This window comes from Streptomyces sp. NPDC057438 (assembly GCF_042802995.1).
Classification (GTDB): Bacteria; Actinomycetota; Actinomycetes; order Streptomycetales; family Streptomycetaceae; genus Streptomyces.
The window spans coordinates 1-17,747 of record NZ_JBHVDD010000102.1 but is presented as its reverse complement, the minus strand read 5'-3'; the positions used below and the strand labels follow the sequence as shown (position 1 = coordinate 17,747).

The window sequence follows — 17,747 nt, the reverse complement described above, 5'->3', positions numbered from 1 at the left end:
GTCGCGCCCCGGGCGGACCTGCCCACGCGCCGGCTCCTTCGCTGCCGTCCCCGCCGTACCTGTCCGCCCCCGCCGTACCTGTCCGTCCCCGCCGTACCTGCCGTGCCTACGAGGCCGGTGGGGGGTCGCCCCCGCCGTCGTTCGGGGGTGGGGTCGGGCCGGGTGGGTCCGTGGGGGTCTGGTCGGTGGGTGCCGGGGTCGGGTCGGGTCGGGTCGGCCCGGTGGGCGTGGGGTCCGGGTCGGGTGCCGGGGGCGGGTCCGTGGGCCTGGGCGGGCCCGGGTCCGGGTCCGGTGGGGTCGGCCGGGTGTCGACGGGCGGCGTCGGCAGCGGGCCGTAGCCCTCGATCGTCACCACGGCCCCCGAGGGGGCCAGCGCCACCTCGGCCGTCCAGTACCCGGCGGGCTCGCTCAGCTGGTCGACGTACACCTTGATCGTCGTGGCCGCGCCGGGTTCCAGGGTGCCCGAGGAGCGGCTGAGGTAGAGCCAGTCGGCGCCGGTGCGGGCGGACCAGCGCACGGGGGAGTCGCCGGTCGCCCTGAGGGTGATCAGGGTGGTGTCGCCGTCGTTCGCGGCGGTGACGGAGAGCGCGCCCCGCCCTTTCCCCTGGGTGACCTCCACGGACACGTCGTCCGTGGCTCCCTTGCCGGGGCGGGCGCCGGGCCTGGTCCGGGCGTTGCCGGCGTTCTCGTAGGCGTCGCCGCCGCCCTCGCCGAGGGTGGCGTCGCCGTCACCCTGTTCCTCGCCGGCGCTGACGGAACGGCTGTCGGAGCCCTCGCCGATGAGGGGGGCGCCCCGGTAGGCGGCCCAGAGGGCGAAGACGGGCGCGGCGACCACGGTGGCCACGACGGTCGTCGTGACGGCACGGGCGCGCAGCCGGTCCCGGCGGGCGGCGCGGTCTCTCGGGTCCATGGGGAAGCCGCGCCGGTCGAAGCGCGGGGCGCCGCGACGCGCGCGCGTGAGGTGCGCCGTCGCGGGACCGAGCGCCGCGCGCGGCGCTTCGAGCACGGGCAGCGCCGCGGGCGTGACGCTGGTGCCGGGCCAGTGGCCGGGGACGGCGCGCTCGGCGGCGCGACGGCAGACGGGACAGTCGTCGACGTGCCGGACCAGTTCGCGGCGCAGGGCGGTGCTGAGGACGAAGGGCTGGTCACCGGCGAGGCGGGAGACCCCCGGGCAGGCCCCGCTCTCCACGACGGCCAGGGCCGCCCTGGTGCGCTCCACCTCGCAGGCGGCCGAGGCGAGCAACTCCCGTGCGGCGACCGGATTCATCCCCAGCACGTCGGCGACCTCGTGCGCGGTGAGCTGGTGCCGCACGGCCAACTCCAGCGCCTCGCGCTGCTCGGGCGTGGTGCCGGCGGCCTCCGGCCAGGCGAGCCGGGCCAGTTCACGCCTGCGCCGCCGCTCCTCGTCCTCGGAGAGGGCGGCGGATCCGGCGGCGGTCCTCGCGGTGTGCGGGTGCACGGCCCCGCCGCCGGGTGCGGGCGGGCGGCCGGAGGCGTGCGTGCCCGGGCGTTTCTGCCGGACCTCGGTGAGCCCGCGCAGACAGGCCCATCGGGCCAGCGCGTAGAGCCGGGCCCGGCGGCCGTCGGCGTCGTCCGGGCCCCGGCGGCGCTCGGCGAGCGCGAGGACGTCCGCCAGGGCGGCGGTCGCCGCGTCGTGGTCGCACAGCACGGACATGCAGTAGGTGAACAGGCCGTCCAGGTACGGCTCGTAGCGCGCCGGCGTGCGCTGCGCCACCGCCCGCGCGGCCGACCGATCACGCGCCTCGCTGTACATCCGGTGCGCGCCGGTGGTGCGGGTCGAGGTTTCCGGACTGATGCTCATCATTCATGGACGGTAGGCGCCCGGAAGGTGCCCCTTCTCGCCCCTTGAGCACTTTTACTCCGTACGGGTGAAACGATCCCTCATAAGGGGACAGGAACCCGGGGCTCCGGCGACATCCCGCCAACGTTGTGCACTTTGTTGACCACAGCAACCGATCCGCCTACGTTCCCAGGGTCCAAGTTACTTCCAGGTACGCCGAGTCAGGAGCCCCACTCTCATGACCGCACGGACCCGCCGCACGCCCGCCCCCCGCACACCGGCCACCCGCACGCTCACCGCCCTGGCCGCCGCTCTCGTCCTCTCCCTGACCAGCTCCTCCGTCTCGACGGCCGCTCCCCGGGCCGCCGCGCCCCCCGCCGTCGAACGCCTCACCGGCACCCTCCCGGACGGCGCCGCCTGGATCGCGGACGTGCCGGAGAACTGGAACGGGACGTTGATCGTGTTCAGCCACGGCTTCGGCGTCACCGTGCCGCAGAACGCCCCCCGCGAGGCCGTACGCCTGCGGCTCCTCGAAGAGGGTTACGCGCTCACCGGCTCCTCCTACGACGTGAGCGAGACCCTCTGGGCCCTGGAGAGCGCCGAGCGCGACCAGGTCGCCACCATCGCGGCGGTCACCGACCGGATCGGCGAACCCACCCGCACGCTCTCCGTCGGGCAGTCCATGGGCGGCCTGGTCAACGCCCGGCTCGCCCGCTCCGGAGCCGGCGGGATCGACGGCGCCCTCGGCCTCTGCGGTCTCGTGGCCGGCGCCAACGACCTGCATACCTACCAGCTCGACGCCGAGTACACGATCGCCCGGCTCCTGCTCCCGCACACCCCGGTGAAGCTGGTGGACTTCGCCTCCGAGGCCGAGGGCGCCACGACCGGCCGGCAGCTCACCGACGCCGTCGTCGCCGCCCAGAAGACCCCCGAGGGCCGCGCCCGTATCGCCCTCGCCGCCGCCTACCTCAACCTGCCCACCTGGGCACCCGGCAAGGACCGCCCCGCCGCCGGCGACTGGGAGGCGCAGCAGGCCCAGCAGTACGAGTGGCTCGCACAGGGGGTCCTCAACCGCGTCGAGCCCGCCCGCCACCACGTCGAGAAGGCACTGGGCGGCAACAACTCCGGGAACAAGGGCGTCGACTACGCGCGCGTGCTCGCGAACTCCCAGCACGCTCCCCTGGTCAAGGCCCTGTACCGGAAGGCCGGCCTGGACCTGCGCGCCGATCTGCGGAACCTGACCTCCCACGCCGACATCGCCGCCGACCCGGCCGCCGTCGCGGCGGGTGAACGCACCTCTTCCGCCGGACGGGGCCTCGCGGTCCCGCTCCTGGACATCCACACCGTCGCCGACGACCTCGTACCCGTCGAGCAGGAATCCCGCTTCGCCGACCGCGTGCGCGCCTCCGGTGACGCCGCCCTGCTGCGTCAGGCCTACGTCGAACGCCAGGGGCACTGCGCCTTCACCACCGCCGAGACCGTCGCCGCCCTGCACGCCCTGGAGTCCCGCCTCGACTCCGGCCGCTGGGGCGCCTCCGCGACCCCGGGCGCCCTCCAGACCGCCGCGCTGGCCCTCGGTCTCGACGGCGCGGCGTACGTCCCGTACCGCCCGGCGGACCTGACGATCGGCCCCCGCCGATAGGGCACGCTCCCGAGCCCCGGGTGGGCGCGCGCCGTAGAGGCGCGGGGAACGGCGCGAGCCACCACACCCCGCCCGCGCCCGCCCACCCGCACGCCCCCCACGGCGGGCAGGCGTCCACGCACCGGGGCCGGCACCCGCGAAGCCCCCGGCCCCGTGCGGCCCCGGACCGGCCCGCCACGGCTGTCAGTGCCCTCCGTTACGGTTCGTGCATGGCTGCCCGTACGAAAACCGCGAAGGACCGGCCGTCCTACCGCTGCACGGAGTGCGGCTGGCAGACGGCCAAGTGGCTCGGCCGCTGCCCCGAATGCCAGGCGTGGGGCACGATCGACGAGTACGGCACGCCCGCCGTCCGTACGACGGCCCCCGGCCGGGTCACCACCTCCGCCGTCCCCATCGGGCAGGTCGACGGCCGCCAGGCCACCGCCCGCACCACCGGGGTCCCGGAGCTGGACCGGGTCCTCGGCGGCGGCCTGGTCCCCGGCGCCGTGGTCCTCCTCGCGGGCGAGCCGGGCGTCGGCAAGTCCACCCTCCTGCTCGACGTCGCCGCCAAGGCCGCCGACGCCGAGAACCCGACCCTCTACGTCACGGGCGAGGAGTCCGCGAGCCAGGTCCGCCTGCGGGCCGACCGGATCGGCGCCCTGCACGACCACCTCTACCTCGCCGCCGAGACCGACCTCGCCGCCGTGCTGGGTCACTTGGACGCGGTGAAGCCCTCCCTGCTGATCCTCGACTCGGTCCAGACCGTCGCCTCCCCCGAGATCGACGGCGCCCCCGGCGGCATGGCACAGGTCCGCGAGGTCGCCGGCGCCCTGATCCGCGCGTCCAAGGAGCGCGGTATGTCGACGCTCCTCGTGGGCCATGTCACCAAGGACGGGGCCATCGCGGGACCCCGTCTCCTGGAACACCTCGTCGACGTGGTCCTGCACTTCGAGGGCGACCGGCACGCGCGCCTGCGCCTGGTCCGCGGCGTCAAGAACCGCTACGGCGCCACGGACGAGGTCGGCTGCTTCGAGCTGCACGACGAGGGCATCACCGGCCTCACCGACCCCAGCGGCCTCTTCCTCACCCGCCGCGACGAGCCCGTCCCCGGCACCTGCCTGACCGTCACCCTGGAGGGCCGCCGCCCGCTGGTCGCGGAAGTGCAGTCGCTCACAGTCGACTCGCAGCTCCCCTCCCCCCGCCGCACGACGTCCGGCCTGGAGACCTCACGGGTCTCGATGATGCTCGCGGTCCTGGAGCAGCGCGGCCGGATCAGCGCCCTCGGCAAGCGGGACATCTACTCGGCGACGGTCGGCGGCGTGAAGCTGTCGGAGCCCGCCGCGGACCTCGCGATCGCCCTGGCCCTGGCCTCCGCCGCGACCGACACCCCCCTGCCCAAGAACCTCGTGGCGATCGGTGAGGTGGGCCTCGCGGGCGAGGTCAGAAGGGTCACGGGCGTCCAGCGCCGCCTGTCCGAAGCGCACCGTCTGGGGTTCACGCACGCGCTCGTTCCGTCCGATCCCGGCAAGGTTCCTCCCGGTATGAAGGTCCTGGAAGTGGCCGACATGGGAGACGCGCTGCGGGTACTGCCGCGATCCCGTCGGCGAGAGGCCCCACGGGACGAGGAGGACCGCCGGTAGACTTTGCCCAGGTCTCGCCCGTCCGTACGAACCACGAGTGCGAAACGGGAGCGCCCCAAACCTGCGACCGGAGGAGTGCAGTGGCAGCCAACGACCGGGCAGCAGCTCCCGGAAAGTCCGGTGGGAGCTCCGGTGCCGATGGCCTGATGCGCGCCTCGCTGAGCGCCGTGGCACCAGGTACGGCCCTGCGCGACGGGCTCGAGCGGATTCTCCGCGGCAACACCGGCGGGCTCATCGTGCTCGGCTTCGACAAGACCGTCGAGCCGATGTGTACCGGCGGTTTCGTCCTGGACGTGGAGTTCACGGCCACCCGTCTGCGAGAGCTGTGCAAGCTCGACGGCGGCATCGTGCTCTCCTCGGACCTCTCCAAGATCCTCCGGGCGGGTGTGCAGCTGGTCCCCGACCCGACGATCCCCACCGAGGAGACCGGCACCCGGCACCGCACGGCCGACCGCGTGAGCAAGCAGGTCGGCTTCCCGGTCGTCTCGGTGTCGCAGTCGATGCGCCTGATCGCGCTGTACGTCGACGGCCACCGGCGGGTCCTGGAGGACTCGGCGGCGATCCTGTCCCGCGCGAACCAGGCCCTGGCGACCCTGGAGCGGTACAAGCTCCGCCTGGACGAGGTGGCCGGCACCCTCTCCGCGCTGGAGATCGAGGACCTGGTCACGGTCCGGGACGTGTCGGCGGTCGCCCAGCGACTGGAGATGGTCCGCCGTATCGCCACCGAGATCGCCGAGTACGTGGTCGAACTGGGTACGGACGGCCGTCTCCTGGCCCTCCAGCTCGACGAGCTGATCGCGGGCGTCGAGCCGGAGCGCGAGCTGGTCGTCCGGGACTACGTGCCCGAGCCGACGGCCAAGCGCTCCCGCACGGTCGACGAGGCCCTGCGCGAACTCGACGCCCTCGCCCACGCCGAGCTCCTCGAACTGCCCACCGTCGCCCGCGCCCTCGGCTACACCGGCTCCCCGGAGGGCATGGACTCCGCGGTCTCCCCGCGCGGCTACCGCCTCCTGGCCAAGGTGCCCCGTCTGCCCGGTGCCATCATCGACCGCCTCGTGGAGCACTTCGGCGGTCTGCAGAAGCTGCTGGCCGCGAGCGTCGACGACCTCCAGACGGTCGACGGAGTGGGCGAGGCCCGAGCCCGCAGCGTCCGCGAGGGCCTGTCACGCCTGGCGGAGTCGTCGATCCTGGAGCGGTACGTCTAGGCACGTCCAGGTAGGGCGGGCAGCGGTAGCGGTGCGGCTGACGGTACGCCCCGGGGGGCCCGCGCGGCCCCGTCCGTCAGTCCTTCTCCAGCACGAACGACGCCCTGGCCGTGGCCAGCCCCGGCGCCTTCGCCTCCACCAGGTACGTCCCCGCTGCGGCCGAACCCGCCGACGGCGTCGCGCAGTTGGGCGCGCTGGGGTCGCGGTTCCACTCCACGGTGTAGGTGACCCGGTCCCCGGCCGGCACCCTGAACAGCAGGCTGCCCGCGGTCTCGTGGCAGTCGTCGGACGCCCAGAACGCGTCGTCGCCGTCGGCCGCGGTGATCGTCACCACGGTGTTGTCCGGCCCGAGATCGAGCTTGCAGTCACCGCCGGAGGAGTTGCGCGCGATCAGCTCGAACGTGGGGTTCACCCCGGGCGCGTAGGCGTTGCGCACGCTGCGCACGGTCAACTTCACAGCCCCGGCGGTGCAGTTGGGCAGACTCGACCCCGCCTCGACCTGCTCCCCGGAACTGCTCCCGTTCTTGCCGCCGTCGTCCGACGTACCGCCGCCCGCGGCACCGGACCCGTCGTCGGCGCCGCTCGAACCGGAGCTCGACCCGGAACCAGAACCGGAGCCGGAGCCGGAACCGTCGCCGCCCGCGCTCGACTCGTCGCCCGACTCGTCCCGTCCGCCCGGCGCTTGGCTGATCGCGGGACCGGAATCCGACGGCCCGGGGGTGATCGAGGTGACGGGGTTCTTGCCGTCGGGCTCCCCCGCGTTGTTCCCGCCGCCCCCGCCGCCGGTGACGATCCAGACGACCAGGATCGTCAGCAGACCGACGACGGTCAGCAGAACGGCCCTCCGTCGCCAGTAGATGGTGGAGGGAAGCGGCCCGATCGGATTGCGCAGAGATCCCACGGCGCAAACTGTACGAGAGATCGGGCCCTCCACCGGCCCCACCCGCCGCCCGAAACCTCAACTTTTCCGGATCATCATCCCGGTCGTTCCCGTCACCGCCCCAATGGAGCGCCACATGATCGCGGTACGTGATCGCAACGCCCGTACGAGCACCCTCCGTAATCGGATCGGTGCCGCGCCGGCCCTGTGAACTTCCGGGCCGCACAACGCCGTTCACAGTCCCGCCATCCCCGACTGCCACAATCTCCCCAGAACCGCGAAGTGCGTCGACGTGCTGGGAGAGGGCTATGGACGGATCCGTGGAGGACGGCGGCACCGTGTCGGCGTCGAGGCCGCTGCGGAAGCTGGGCTTTCTGACCATCGGGCTGTTCGACGAGGCCGATCCGCGCCGGGGCCACGAGTCGACGCTGGAGATCATCGAGCTGGGTGAGCGCCTCGGCTTCGACAGCGCGTGGCTCCGCCACCGTCATCTGCAGTACGGCATCTCCTCCCCCGTCGCCGTCCTGGCGGCGGCCTCGCAGCGCACGAGCCGTATCGAACTGGGCACCGCCGTCATCCCGTTGGGCTGGGAGAACCCGCTGCGGCTCGCCGAGGACCTGGCCACGGTCGACCTGCTCTCCGGCGGCCGGCTCAACCCGGGGGTCAGCGTCGGCCCCCCGATGCACTACGACAGTGTCAAGGCGGCCCTCTACCCGGACACCGCCGACGCGGAGGACTTCGGCTTCGAACGGGTCCGGCGGCTCCTCGGGTTCGTCCGGGGCGAGAGGGCCGGCGAGTTCAGCGGCACCGAGGGGTTCGAGGTCTTCTCCGACCGGGTGCAGCCGCAGTCCCCCGGGCTGGGCGGCCGGATGTGGTACGGCGGCGGCAGCCTCCGGTCGGCGCGGTGGGCCGCCGAGAACGGGATGAACTTCCTGACCAGCAGCGTGGTGAAGGCCGAGGGGGAGACGACCGGGGCAGTGGACTTCGCCGCCGTCCAGCTCTCCCACATCCGGGAGTTCCGGGCGCACCACCCCGAGGGGGAGAAGGCCCGGGTGTCGCAGGGGCTCGTCGTCATCCCCACCGACTCGGCGACGCCGGAGCAGCGCGCCAAGTACGAGGCGTACGCGGCGAAGCGGCTGCCCCGGACCGCCGCGCCGCAGGGGCCGGGGCGGATGCTGTTCGCGCCGGACCTGGTGGGCACGTCCGCGGAGATCGCCGCGCGGCTGCGGGCCCATGTCGCGTTCCGGGAGGTCGACGAGGTCGCGTTCGCACTGCCGTTCACTTTCGAGCACGAGGACTACGTCCAGATCCTGACGGACGTCGCGACGAGGCTGGGGCCGGAGCTGGGGTGGCGGGCGGCCGGGTGAGCGGGGGCGCCTCTTGGCTCGGAGGTGCGGGTGCGTCGGCGGGTGCGGGTGGGTGGGGCTTCTCGCGCAGTTCCCCGCGCCCCTGGAGCCCAGGCCCTGCGGGCCTGAAAGCAGCAGACCGTACGGGCCTGAAAGCCAGCGGCGCTACGGGCCTGAAAAGCAGTGGCGCTACGGGCCTGAAAAGCAGTGGGCGCAGCTCCTGCTTTTCAGGGGCGCGGGGAACTGCGCGACCGGCCCTCACGCACCCGCGCCCGCCGACGAACCCCAGACACCCCCCAGCAGAAGCCACCGCCACCAGAACCCGCATGGCAGGATCGACCGTGCCATGACTGCACCCACGAAGCCCCAGAGCAGCCCAGCCACCGAAACCCCCACCCCCACCCCCGCACCCACCACCCTGCACACCCCGGTGATCGCCTGGTTCGAGACGCACGCCCGTGACCTGCCCTGGCGGCGCCCGGAGGCCGGGCCCTGGGGAGTGATGGTCAGCGAGTTCATGCTCCAGCAGACCCCGGTCAACCGCGTCCTGCCCGTCTACGAGCAGTGGTTGGCGCGCTGGCCGCGCCCGGCGGACCTCGCGAAGGAGCCGCCCGGCGAGGCGGTACGCGCGTGGGGTCGGCTCGGATACCCGCGCCGCGCCCTGCGGCTGCACGGCGCCGCGGTGGCCATAACGGAACGGCACGGCGGGGACGTACCGCGGGACCACGCGCAGCTGCTCGCGCTGCCGGGAATCGGCGAGTACACGGCCGCGGCGGTCGCGTCGTTCGCCTACGGCCAGCGGCACGCCGTGCTCGACACGAACGTGCGGCGGGTCTTCGCCCGCGCGGTCAGCGGCACGCAGTACCCGCCGAACGCGACCACGGCCGCCGAACGGAAGCTGGCCCGCGCCCTGCTGCCGGAGGACGACGGTACGGCGTCCCGCTGGGCGGCCGCGTCGATGGAGCTGGGCGCACTGGTGTGCACGGCGAAGAACGAGACGTGCGGGCGCTGCCCCATCGCCGGGCAGTGCGCGTGGCGGCTGGCCGGGAAGCCCGCGCACGAGGGGCCGGCGCGGCGCGGTCAGACGTACGCCGGTACCGACCGGCAGGTCCGCGGCAAGCTCCTCGCCGTCCTGCGGGACGCGATCGCGCCCGTACCGCAGGCGGTCCTCGACCGGGTGTGGGACGAGCCGGTACAGCGTGCCCGCGCCCTCGACGGGCTGGTCTCCGACGGTCTGGTGGAGCCGCTGCCGGGCGGCCTCTACCGGCTCCCCCTCACCTGACGGCCGCCGGCCCGCCGTACGTCACGGGCCGCGCACGGCCGGGGCTCGACCGCGACACGGACCGCGCCCGCGCCGGACGGGGCGAACCGGTACATCACCGCCCCAAAGCGTGGAGCGCTTTACCCCGTTCCTCCTTCTGTTACACAACCGACGGACAGCCGAGCGTTGACCGCAGGCTGGTTCGGACGTCCCCGTGACAACCCCTCCGTAGCTTCATGGACGTACCGCAGGAACCCGCGAAACGAACCGGCGGGCCAGGCGGCGCGAGCGGATCGCACCAGCGAGACGAAGCGGCGGACAACCGGCGCCGCGCGACAGCGCGGAGCCGGAAACGGGGAACGGAGGCGGTTGATCATGGCGCACGGCGAGGTGCTCGAATTCGAGGAGTACGTCCGTACCCGGCAGGACGCGCTGCTGCGCAGCGCCCGTCGGCTCGTGCCGGACCCGGTCGACGCCCAGGACCTGCTGCAGACCGCGCTGGCGCGGACGTACGGCCGCTGGGACGGCATCGCGGACAAGCGGCTGGCGGACGCCTACCTGCGCCGGGTCATGATCAACACGCGGACGGAGTGGTGGCGGGCCCGGAAGCTGGAGGAGGTCCCGACCGAGCAGCTGCCGGACGCCCGTATCGAGGACTCCACCGAGCAGCACGCGGACCGCGCCCTCCTCATGGACATCCTGAAGGTGCTGGCGCCCAAGCAGCGCAGTGTCGTGGTGCTGCGACACTGGGAGCAGATGTCCACGGAGGAGACGGCCGCCGCCCTCGGCATGTCGGCCGGCACCGTCAAGAGCACCCTCCACCGTGCGCTGGCCCGGCTCCGCGAGGAGCTGGAGTCGCGGGACATCGACGAGCGCGCCGCCCGCGCGTTCGAAGCGAGCGAGGAGCAGGAGCGTTGCGCGGCCTGAGTACAGCGGCCGGCCCGGGCCGCCCAGCGGTCCGGCAGGCCTCGAAGGCGGTGATCACGGCGGTGACCGTGCTCGCCGCCCTCGGCCTTTCCGTCTCCGCCTGTGGCACGGGCGGCACCGGTGCCCGGGACGAGGGACCGGCCGACAACGACTCCTTCGCGGCGGGCGCGGCCTCGCCGTCCCTCTCCGCGTCGGTCGACAGCGACAGCGGCGGTGATCACCCCAGTGTCGACGAGGTCGTCCGTATGGTCCGTGCGGACCCGGAGGTCAGCCGGACGGTGAAAAGCGATCTGAAGCCGTGCGTGGCCGACGAGTACCCGGTGGACGTGACGTACGGGAACCTGACCGGCGGCTCCGGCGACGACCTCGTGGTCAATGTGATGACCTGTGCGGACGCCGTCGGGGTGGCGTCGTACGTGTACCGCTCGGAGAAGGGGGCGTACCGGAGCGTGTTCCTCTCCGAACAGCCGCCCGTCTACGCGGAGATCGACCGGGGGGATCTCATGGTCACCCGGCAGCTGTACGAGAACGGCGACCCGTCGACCTATCCCTCCAGCGAGGAGGTCACGACCTACCGCTGGATCAAGGACGGCTTCGTGCAGCGCTCCAGTACGCGCACCGAGTACAGCAGCGCGGTGGGCGGCGCGGAGACGGCGACCCCCGAGCCGAGCTGAGACAGGCGCCCGGGACCGGTGCCGAGCACGAACGACCCGACCGGTTTTGTCCCACCCCGACCGAGAGCGAGCGAGATCACCGGATGGCAGAGCAGACCCATGTCCTGTTCGTCGAGGACGACGACGTGATCCGCGAGGCCACCCAGCTCGCACTGGAGCGCGACGGCTTCGCGGTCACGGCCATGCCCGACGGGCTGTCGGGCCTGGAGGCGTTCCGCGCGGACCGGCCCGACATCGCGCTCCTGGACGTCATGGTGCCGGGCCTGGACGGGGTCTCCCTGTGCCGCCGGATCCGTGACGAGTCGACCGTCCCCGTGATCATGCTCTCGGCGCGTGCCGACTCCATCGACGTGGTGCTGGGCCTGGAGGCGGGCGCCGACGACTACGTGACCAAGCCGTTCGACGGTGCCGTCCTGGTCGCCCGCATCCGTGCGGTGCTGCGGCGCTTCGGGCACGCGAGCGGCGGTGACGCCAAGGCCGAGGAGGCCGGGGCCGCGAGCACCGGCGGGGTGCTCACCTTCGGCGAACTGGTGATCGACACCGAGGGCATGGAGGTCCTGAAGTCCGGGGTGCCGGTGGCACTGACGCCGACCGAGATGCGGCTGCTGCTGGAGTTCTCGTCGGCCCCCGGCACGGTCCTCTCCCGCGACAAGCTGCTCGAACGCGTGTGGGACTACGGCTGGGGCGGCGACACCCGGGTCGTCGACGTCCACGTCCAGCGGCTCCGCACGAAGATCGGCCAGGACCGCATCGAGACGGTCCGCGGCTTCGGCTACAAACTCAAGGCCTGAGCGGGGCGGGGCGACATGAACACCAGGGGGATTCGAGGAGGGCGGGGGCCGGAGCCCGCGGGCACCGCCGGCCGCCGGCCCGGCGCGGGGCTCGCCTCGGGCATCCGCACCGGTCTGCGGTGGCAGCTGAGCGCGGCGATCGCGCTGGTCGGGGCGCTGGTGGCGATCGCGCTGAGCCTGGTCGTGCACAACGCGGCGCGGGTGTCGATGCTCGACAACTCGCGCGACCTCGCCGACGAGCGCATCCAGGTCGCCCAGCGGATGTACGAGTCGGGCCGCCCGCTGAAGTCCGGCGCCTTCGGGGTGAAGCTCGACGACCCCGACATCCCGAAAGACCTACTGGCCAAGGTCGCGGAGGGCCGCCGGGCCACGTATGTGACCGAGGGCCGCAACGGGGTGCCCGACATCTGGGCGGCCGTTCCGCTGAAGGACAAGCGGGTCCTCTCCCTGCACACCGACTTCACCGATCACAGCTCCGCGGTGCTGCGCGACCTCGACCAGGCGCTGCTCATCGGTTCGATCGCGGTCGTCTTCGGCGGCTCGGCCCTCGGGGTGCTCATCGGCGGTCAGATGTCCCGCCGGCTGCGCAAGGCGGCCGCCGCCGCGCACCAGGTGGCCAAGGGCGAGTCGGACGTACGGGTGCGGGACGCGATCGGCGGGGTCGTGCGGGACGAGACGGCCGAGTTGGCGAGGGCCGTGGACGCCATGGCCGACACGCTGCGGCAGCGCATCGAGGCGGAGCGGCGGGTGACGGCGGACATCGCGCACGAGCTGCGTACGCCGGTGACCGGTCTGCTCACGGCCGCGGAACTGCTGCCGCCGGGCCGCCCCTCCGAGCTGGTCCGCGACCGGGCGCAGGCGATGCGCACCCTCGTCGAGGACGTCCTGGAGGTGGCCCGCCTCGACGGGGCCTCCGAGCGGGCCGAGCTGCAGGACATCATGCTGGGCGAGTTCGTGGCCCGGCGGGTGGCGGCGAAGGACGCGGACGTGCGGGTGCGGGTCGTGCACGAGTCGGAGGTGACGACTGACCCCCGCCGCCTCGAACGCGTCCTGCTGAACCTCCTGGCGAACGCGGCCAAGCACGGCAGGCCGCCGATCGAGGTGTCCGTCGAGGGCCGGGTCATCCGGGTCCGCGACCATGGCCCGGGCTTCCCCGAGGACCTGCTCGCGGACGGCCCGCGCCGCTTCCGCACCGGCGCCTCCGACCGTGCCGGCCAGGGGCACGGCCTCGGGCTCACCATCGCCGCCGGGCAGGCCCGCGTTCTCGGTGCCCGTCTCACCTTCCGCAACGTCCGCCCGCCGGGCTCCCCGGACGACGTCCCTGCCGAGGGCGCGGTCGCGGTCCTGTGGCTCCCGGAACACGCCCCCACGAACACGGGCAGCTATCCGATGCTGCCGGCGTCACACGACGGGTCGGGCTGAGCCGGGGCGTTCTTCCTTCGGGTGCGGGGGCGTGGGTCCTCGGCTTCGGCTTCGGCTTCCGGGGGGTGCGTGGGCTTCGACTGTGTGGGCGGGTGCGGGTCCGGTGGGGCTTCTCGCACAGTTCCCCGCGCCCCTAAAAGCACCAGGCCCTGCGGGCCTGAAAGACACGACCCGGCGAACCTGAAAGCGACGGGCCTCGGGTCTGAAAGCGACGGGCCTCGGGTGAAAAGCTCGGGGCGCAGCCCCTGCTTTTCAGGGGCGCGGGGAACTGCGCGACCAGCCCCCACGCACCCGCACCCGCCCACGAACCGAACCCCCCGAGCTCTCCCCACGCGCCCGGGGGGCACCCCGCGGCCCGATCAGACCCCCGCCGCCTCCTTCGCCGCAGCCTTACCGGCGGAGCCCGCCGCGGAGGAGCCACCGGCCCCCCGCAGCGGCACCTCCTTCACGAACACCGCGGCCACCAGCGCCACCACGGACACGACCGCACCCAGCAGAAACGCCGAGTGCGTCCCGGAAGCGACGGCGTACTGGTACGCCTCCCGCGCCGCCACCGGCAGCTTCGCCAGGCTCGCCGCATCCAGCTGAGCCGACCGCTCGGTCACCTGGGACCCCAGCGCCCCGGCCCGCTCGGTCATCACGTCCTGCACCCGGCTGTTGAACAGCGCGCCCATGATCGCTACACCGAACGACGAGCCGAGCGTCCGGGCCAGCGTGGTGGTCGAGGACGCGACGCCCATGTCCTTCATCTCGACGCTGTTCTGCGCGACCAGCATGGTGATCTGCATCAGGCATCCCATACCGGCACCCAGCACGGCCATGTACAGCCCGGACGTCACCCGGCTCGTACCGGTGTCCATCTGGGCCAGCAGGAACAGGCCCACGATCATCAGGGCGCTCCCGACGACCGGGAACACCTTGTAGCGGCCGCTTCCCGTGGTCACCCGCCCGGCCACCATCGACACCGCGAGCATCGCCCCCAGCATCGGCAGCAGCAACAGCCCGGAGTTCGTCGCGGACGCGCCCTGCACGGACTGCTGGAACAGCGGCAGGAACAGCACCGCACCGAACATCACGAAGCCGGTGAAGAACCCGATCAGGGACATCAGCGTGAAGTTCCGGCTGCGGAAGATGTGCAGCGGGATCACCGGCTCCGCCACCCGCTTCTGCACGAACAGGAAGCCGGCCAGCGAGGCCACACCCAGCGCGATCAGCTCCATGATGACGGCCGACCCCCAGGCGTACTCGGTCCCGCCCCACGTCGTGACCAGCACGATCGCCGTGATGCCGACGGTCAGCAGGGCCGCGCCCAGGTAGTCGATGTCCCGCGCCGACCGCCCGTCCCGCGACGGCTTCGGCAGATGCAGTACGGCGCTGATGGCGACCAGCGCCACGACCCCGAGCGGCAGGTTGATGTAGAAGGACCAGCGCCAGCCCCAGTGGTCGGTGATGGACCCGCCCACCAGCGGTCCGGCGATCATGGCCAGGGCCATGACACCGGCCATCATCCCCTGGTACTTGCCGCGCTCACGCGGCGGTATCAGGTCCCCGATGATCGCCATGACGCCGACCATCAGCCCGCCGGCGCCGAGCCCCTGCACCGCGCGGAACGCGATCAGCTGGCTCATGTCCTGGGCCATCCCGCTCAGGGCCGATCCGAGCAGGAAGATCACGATCGAGGTCATGAAGATGAGCTTGCGGCCGTAGAGGTCGCCGAGCTTGCCCCAGATCGGAGTGGAGGCGGCGGTCGCGAGCGTGTAGGCGGTCACGACCCAGGAGAGATGTTCCAGGCCCCCCAGCTCGCCCACGATCGTCGGCATCGCGGTACCGATGATCATGTTGTCGAGCATGGCCAGCAGCATGGCGATCATCAGCGCGAGCAGGACCACCCGCACACTCCGCGGTTGTGGCCCGTCCTTCTCGGCCCCGCCGCTCACAGTGTTCTTCGTCTCCGCATCCATCGCGGTCCTCCACTCCCCCCGGAGCCACCGAGTACTTACTTGTCGACCGGCTAGTTGTCTACACTTAGGGAAGCTAGGCCCCTAACTAGCCGGGCGTCAAGTAAGTTCAACCGGCTTGGCCGAGGCTTGACCGGCGCAGGCCTTCCGTGACGGCGAGGAGTACGAGGATGAGCGACCCGACAGCGGACGCGACGGGCGCGACGGATGCGACCCACGAGGCGCAAGGGGTGCCAGGGGCGCACGAGGCGCACGCGCCCGCGGCGGCGAAACGCCAGCGCCGCGGCGACACCCGTCAGCGCATCCAGGACGTCGCCCTCGCACTCTTCGCCGAACAGGGATACGAGAAGACCTCACTGCGGGAGATCGCCGAACGCCTCGACGTGACGAAGGCAGCGCTCTACTACCACTTCAAGACCAAGGAAGACATCCTCATCGGCCTCTTCCAGGATCTGCAGCGGCCGATCGACGAGCTGATCGAATGGGCCGGCACCCAGCCGCGCACCCTCGACACCAAGCGCGAGATCCTGCGCCGCTACAGCGTGGCCCTCGTCGACGTGGCACCCCTGTTCCGCTTCATGCAGGAGAACCAGGGGACGGTGCGTGAGCTGAGCGTCGGCGAGACGTTCAAGGACCGCATGATCCGGCTGATCGACACCATCAAGGAACCCGATGCCGCCCTGACCGACCAGGTCCGCTGCACGAGCGCCCTGTTCACCATGCACGCCGGCATGTTCGTCCTCCGGGACGTCGAGGGCGACCCCGAGGAGAAGCGCGAGGCCGTCCTGGAGGTCGCGATCGACCTGGTGACCCAGGCGCACGCCGGAACCGAGCGCCCGTGAGGACCGTCGTATCCCGGTAGACCCGCAGAGCTTTCGGGGCCCGTCCCGGACACCCGCGCGAGGAGGCCCGGATGAACGCCGACGACCACGCCCGGATGACCGACGAGGAGCGCGCCGCCCGCGACCGCAGAAGCCACCTCCTCGGCCTCGCCGGCGCGGTGGCGGTCGGGATCGCGACGATCCTGCTCATCCTCTACTTCAATCACTACTACGCCGACACTCCGATGTGCGGCACGGGCCAGGACTACGGCCCGTGCTGACCCGCACGCTCACCCACGGCCTCAGACGGTGACACCCTTGCCGCGCAGGAAGGCGACGGGGTCGACGGCGGAGCCGTAGCTGGCGGTCGTACGGATCTCGAAGTGCAGGTGCGGCCCGCTGGAGTTACCGGTGTTGCCGGAGAAGGCTATGCGCTGCCCGGTCTTGACGACCTGCCCGACCTTCACGCCGACCTTCGACAGGTGGGCGTACTGCGAGAACGTGCCGTTGCCGTGCTTGATGACGACGGCGTTGCCGTAGGCCGGGCCGTCACCGGCGCCGTTGCCGCCGGCCTTCACGACGGTGCCGCCGTGCGCGGCGGCGACGGCCGTACCGCTCTTGACGGCGAAGTCCTGACCGCTGTGCTTCGCGGACCACATGTTGCCGGCCTGCGCGAAGCGCGCGCTCAGCTTGTAGCCCTTGACGGGGCTGACCCAGGAGGCCGCCTTCTTGGCGGCGGCGGCCTGGACGGTGGTGGTGCCGGCGCTCGTGGCCTGAGCACCACCGGCGGCGGCCGCGACCCCGGCCCCCAGCACACCCGAGACACCCACGCCCACGGCCATCACGGCGGCGCGGACACGGAGCTGGGACATACCGGAACGGGGAGTGCGAACACGCTGCGACATGGAGTACCTCACGGGGGACGGAGACAGGGGGAACGTGCCTCGACGGACACGAATCCCACCCGGCGCACCTCTGCGGCCGCCGAACGGGACACCCCTTGGTACCCCGACGCCCCGAAACGCCCCAAACATGTGACCTACGACTTAAAGTCGTAGATATCCCTCCATCACATCTCTCATTGACATCCGCACCCAAACCGCCTCCCACCTGCACAGCACGAACCGAATCCCCCACCCCGAGACCCGAATGTCCGTTTTGTCTGCAACCTTCTCGCCACTATTCCACCTAGTACCGGACAAAAGACCTGTGCGGCACGTCACCGATACCGGCCGGAAAGAACGCACGAATGTGACGGCGACTACGAGGTCCGCGTCACTCATTTCCCGGACGACGCCCCGGCACGACATCGTGGTCGTGGACAACGAGGACGACGCCCCGGCACGACAGCGAGGAGAGTCCCCGGCACGACCAAGGGGCTGCCCCGGGACCGAAGTCCC

Annotated in this window: 15 protein-coding genes; 11 read left to right on the top strand and 4 right to left on the bottom strand. The window is 72.3% G+C overall.

Going from position 1 to position 17,747, the window contains the following annotated elements; translation table 11 throughout:
* Positions 1-106 precede the first annotated feature (106 nt).
* Entirely contained in the window at positions 107-1,825 is a 1,719-nt protein-coding gene (locus ACFU5F_RS36480) for a hypothetical protein (protein ID WP_383897035.1), read from the bottom strand.
* Positions 1,826-2,039: 214 nt separating this feature from the next.
* Here ACFU5F_RS36480 and ACFU5F_RS36475 point away from each other — a divergent pair, with 214 nt between their 5' ends.
* The 3 genes from ACFU5F_RS36475 (at position 2,040) to disA (ending at position 6,267) form a co-directional block, all read left to right on the top strand.
* Positions 2,040-3,443 (top strand): alpha/beta hydrolase, encoded by a 1,404-nt coding sequence (locus ACFU5F_RS36475; protein WP_383897033.1) that lies wholly within the window; start codon positions 2,040-2,042, stop codon positions 3,441-3,443.
* A 209-nt stretch (positions 3,444-3,652) separates the two neighbouring features.
* Positions 3,653-5,062: a DNA repair protein RadA gene (gene radA, locus ACFU5F_RS36470; protein ID WP_383897030.1), complete on the top strand. Its 1,410-nt coding sequence runs from the start codon at positions 3,653-3,655 to the stop codon at positions 5,060-5,062.
* Positions 5,063-5,142: 80 nt separating this feature from the next.
* The gene (disA, locus tag ACFU5F_RS36465; RefSeq protein ID WP_046919581.1) at positions 5,143-6,267 is read left to right on the top strand and encodes a DNA integrity scanning diadenylate cyclase DisA; all 1,125 of its coding nucleotides are present in this window, start codon (positions 5,143-5,145) and stop codon (positions 6,265-6,267) included.
* A gap of 76 nt (positions 6,268-6,343) precedes the next feature.
* Here the strand turns inward: disA and ACFU5F_RS36460 are convergent, their stop codons facing one another.
* The gene (locus tag ACFU5F_RS36460; RefSeq protein WP_383897027.1) at positions 6,344-7,168 is read right to left on the bottom strand and encodes a hypothetical protein; all 825 of its coding nucleotides are present in this window, start codon (positions 7,166-7,168) and stop codon (positions 6,344-6,346) included.
* Between the two features lie 287 nt (positions 7,169-7,455).
* Between ACFU5F_RS36460 and ACFU5F_RS36455 the strand changes: the two genes are divergently transcribed.
* The 6 genes from ACFU5F_RS36455 to cseC all read left to right on the top strand — a co-directional run bounded on the left by ACFU5F_RS36455 (position 7,456) and on the right by cseC (position 13,568).
* On the top strand, positions 7,456-8,514 hold the full coding sequence (locus tag ACFU5F_RS36455; protein ID WP_383897024.1) for an LLM class flavin-dependent oxidoreductase: 1,059 nt from the start codon (positions 7,456-7,458) through the stop codon (positions 8,512-8,514).
* 325 nt (positions 8,515-8,839) lie between these two features.
* On the top strand, positions 8,840-9,775 hold the full coding sequence (locus ACFU5F_RS36450) for an A/G-specific adenine glycosylase (protein WP_383897020.1): 936 nt from the start codon (positions 8,840-8,842) through the stop codon (positions 9,773-9,775).
* A 354-nt stretch (positions 9,776-10,129) separates the two neighbouring features.
* Positions 10,130-10,681, top strand: a complete 552-nt coding sequence (locus ACFU5F_RS36445; protein ID WP_383897017.1) for a SigE family RNA polymerase sigma factor — start codon at positions 10,130-10,132, stop codon at positions 10,679-10,681.
* Complete coding sequence (locus ACFU5F_RS36440) at positions 10,669-11,355, top strand: hypothetical protein (protein ID WP_383897014.1); 687 nt, start codon at positions 10,669-10,671, stop codon at positions 11,353-11,355. Before ACFU5F_RS36445 ends, ACFU5F_RS36440 begins: the two co-directional genes overlap by 13 nt.
* A gap of 83 nt (positions 11,356-11,438) precedes the next feature.
* Positions 11,439-12,146: a two-component system response regulator CseB gene (cseB, locus tag ACFU5F_RS36435; RefSeq protein ID WP_383897011.1), complete on the top strand. Its 708-nt coding sequence runs from the start codon at positions 11,439-11,441 to the stop codon at positions 12,144-12,146.
* A gap of 15 nt (positions 12,147-12,161) precedes the next feature.
* On the top strand, positions 12,162-13,568 hold the full coding sequence (gene cseC / locus ACFU5F_RS36430) for a two-component system sensor histidine kinase CseC (RefSeq protein WP_383897008.1): 1,407 nt from the start codon (positions 12,162-12,164) through the stop codon (positions 13,566-13,568).
* A gap of 359 nt (positions 13,569-13,927) precedes the next feature.
* On the opposite strand, the gene ACFU5F_RS36425 is transcribed toward cseC, so the two are convergent.
* Positions 13,928-15,529 carry an MDR family MFS transporter gene (locus tag ACFU5F_RS36425; protein WP_383897005.1) on the bottom strand — a complete coding sequence of 534 codons (1,602 nt, stop codon included), beginning with the start codon at positions 15,527-15,529 and terminating at the stop codon, positions 13,928-13,930.
* 167 nt (positions 15,530-15,696) lie between these two features.
* Here ACFU5F_RS36425 and ACFU5F_RS36420 point away from each other — a divergent pair, with 167 nt between their 5' ends.
* Together ACFU5F_RS36420 and ACFU5F_RS36415 are read left to right on the top strand one after the other, a co-directional pair.
* Entirely contained in the window at positions 15,697-16,368 is a 672-nt protein-coding gene (locus ACFU5F_RS36420; RefSeq protein ID WP_383897003.1) for a TetR/AcrR family transcriptional regulator, read from the top strand.
* A 71-nt stretch (positions 16,369-16,439) separates the two neighbouring features.
* The gene (locus ACFU5F_RS36415) at positions 16,440-16,628 is read left to right on the top strand and encodes a hypothetical protein (protein ID WP_383897000.1); all 189 of its coding nucleotides are present in this window, start codon (positions 16,440-16,442) and stop codon (positions 16,626-16,628) included.
* A gap of 21 nt (positions 16,629-16,649) precedes the next feature.
* On the opposite strand, the gene ACFU5F_RS36410 is transcribed toward ACFU5F_RS36415, so the two are convergent.
* Complete coding sequence (locus ACFU5F_RS36410) at positions 16,650-17,252, bottom strand: M23 family metallopeptidase (protein WP_383896998.1); 603 nt, start codon at positions 17,250-17,252, stop codon at positions 16,650-16,652.
* Positions 17,253-17,747 lie beyond the last annotated feature (495 nt).

What these genes read in the sequence shown, in the direction of transcription:
- ACFU5F_RS36480 (WP_383897035.1), bottom strand. Translation starts at nt 1,825, where the DNA reads ATGATGAGCATCAGTCCGGAAACCTCGACCCGCACCACCGGCGCGCAC.
- ACFU5F_RS36475 (WP_383897033.1), top strand. Translation starts at nt 2,040, where the DNA reads ATGACCGCACGGACCCGCCGCACGCCCGCCCCCCGCACACCGGCCACC.
- radA (WP_383897030.1), top strand. Translation starts at nt 3,653, where the DNA reads ATGGCTGCCCGTACGAAAACCGCGAAGGACCGGCCGTCCTACCGCTGC.
- ACFU5F_RS36455 (WP_383897024.1), top strand. Translation starts at nt 7,456, where the DNA reads ATGGACGGATCCGTGGAGGACGGCGGCACCGTGTCGGCGTCGAGGCCG.
- ACFU5F_RS36450 (WP_383897020.1), top strand. Translation starts at nt 8,840, where the DNA reads ATGACTGCACCCACGAAGCCCCAGAGCAGCCCAGCCACCGAAACCCCC.
- ACFU5F_RS36445 (WP_383897017.1), top strand. Translation starts at nt 10,130, where the DNA reads ATGGCGCACGGCGAGGTGCTCGAATTCGAGGAGTACGTCCGTACCCGG.
- cseB (WP_383897011.1), top strand. Translation starts at nt 11,439, where the DNA reads ATGGCAGAGCAGACCCATGTCCTGTTCGTCGAGGACGACGACGTGATC.
- cseC (WP_383897008.1), top strand. Translation starts at nt 12,162, where the DNA reads ATGAACACCAGGGGGATTCGAGGAGGGCGGGGGCCGGAGCCCGCGGGC.
- ACFU5F_RS36425 (WP_383897005.1), bottom strand. Translation starts at nt 15,529, where the DNA reads ATGGATGCGGAGACGAAGAACACTGTGAGCGGCGGGGCCGAGAAGGAC.
- ACFU5F_RS36420 (WP_383897003.1), top strand. Translation starts at nt 15,697, where the DNA reads ATGAGCGACCCGACAGCGGACGCGACGGGCGCGACGGATGCGACCCAC.
- ACFU5F_RS36415 (WP_383897000.1), top strand. Translation starts at nt 16,440, where the DNA reads ATGAACGCCGACGACCACGCCCGGATGACCGACGAGGAGCGCGCCGCC.
- ACFU5F_RS36410 (WP_383896998.1), bottom strand. Translation starts at nt 17,252, where the DNA reads ATGTCGCAGCGTGTTCGCACTCCCCGTTCCGGTATGTCCCAGCTCCGT.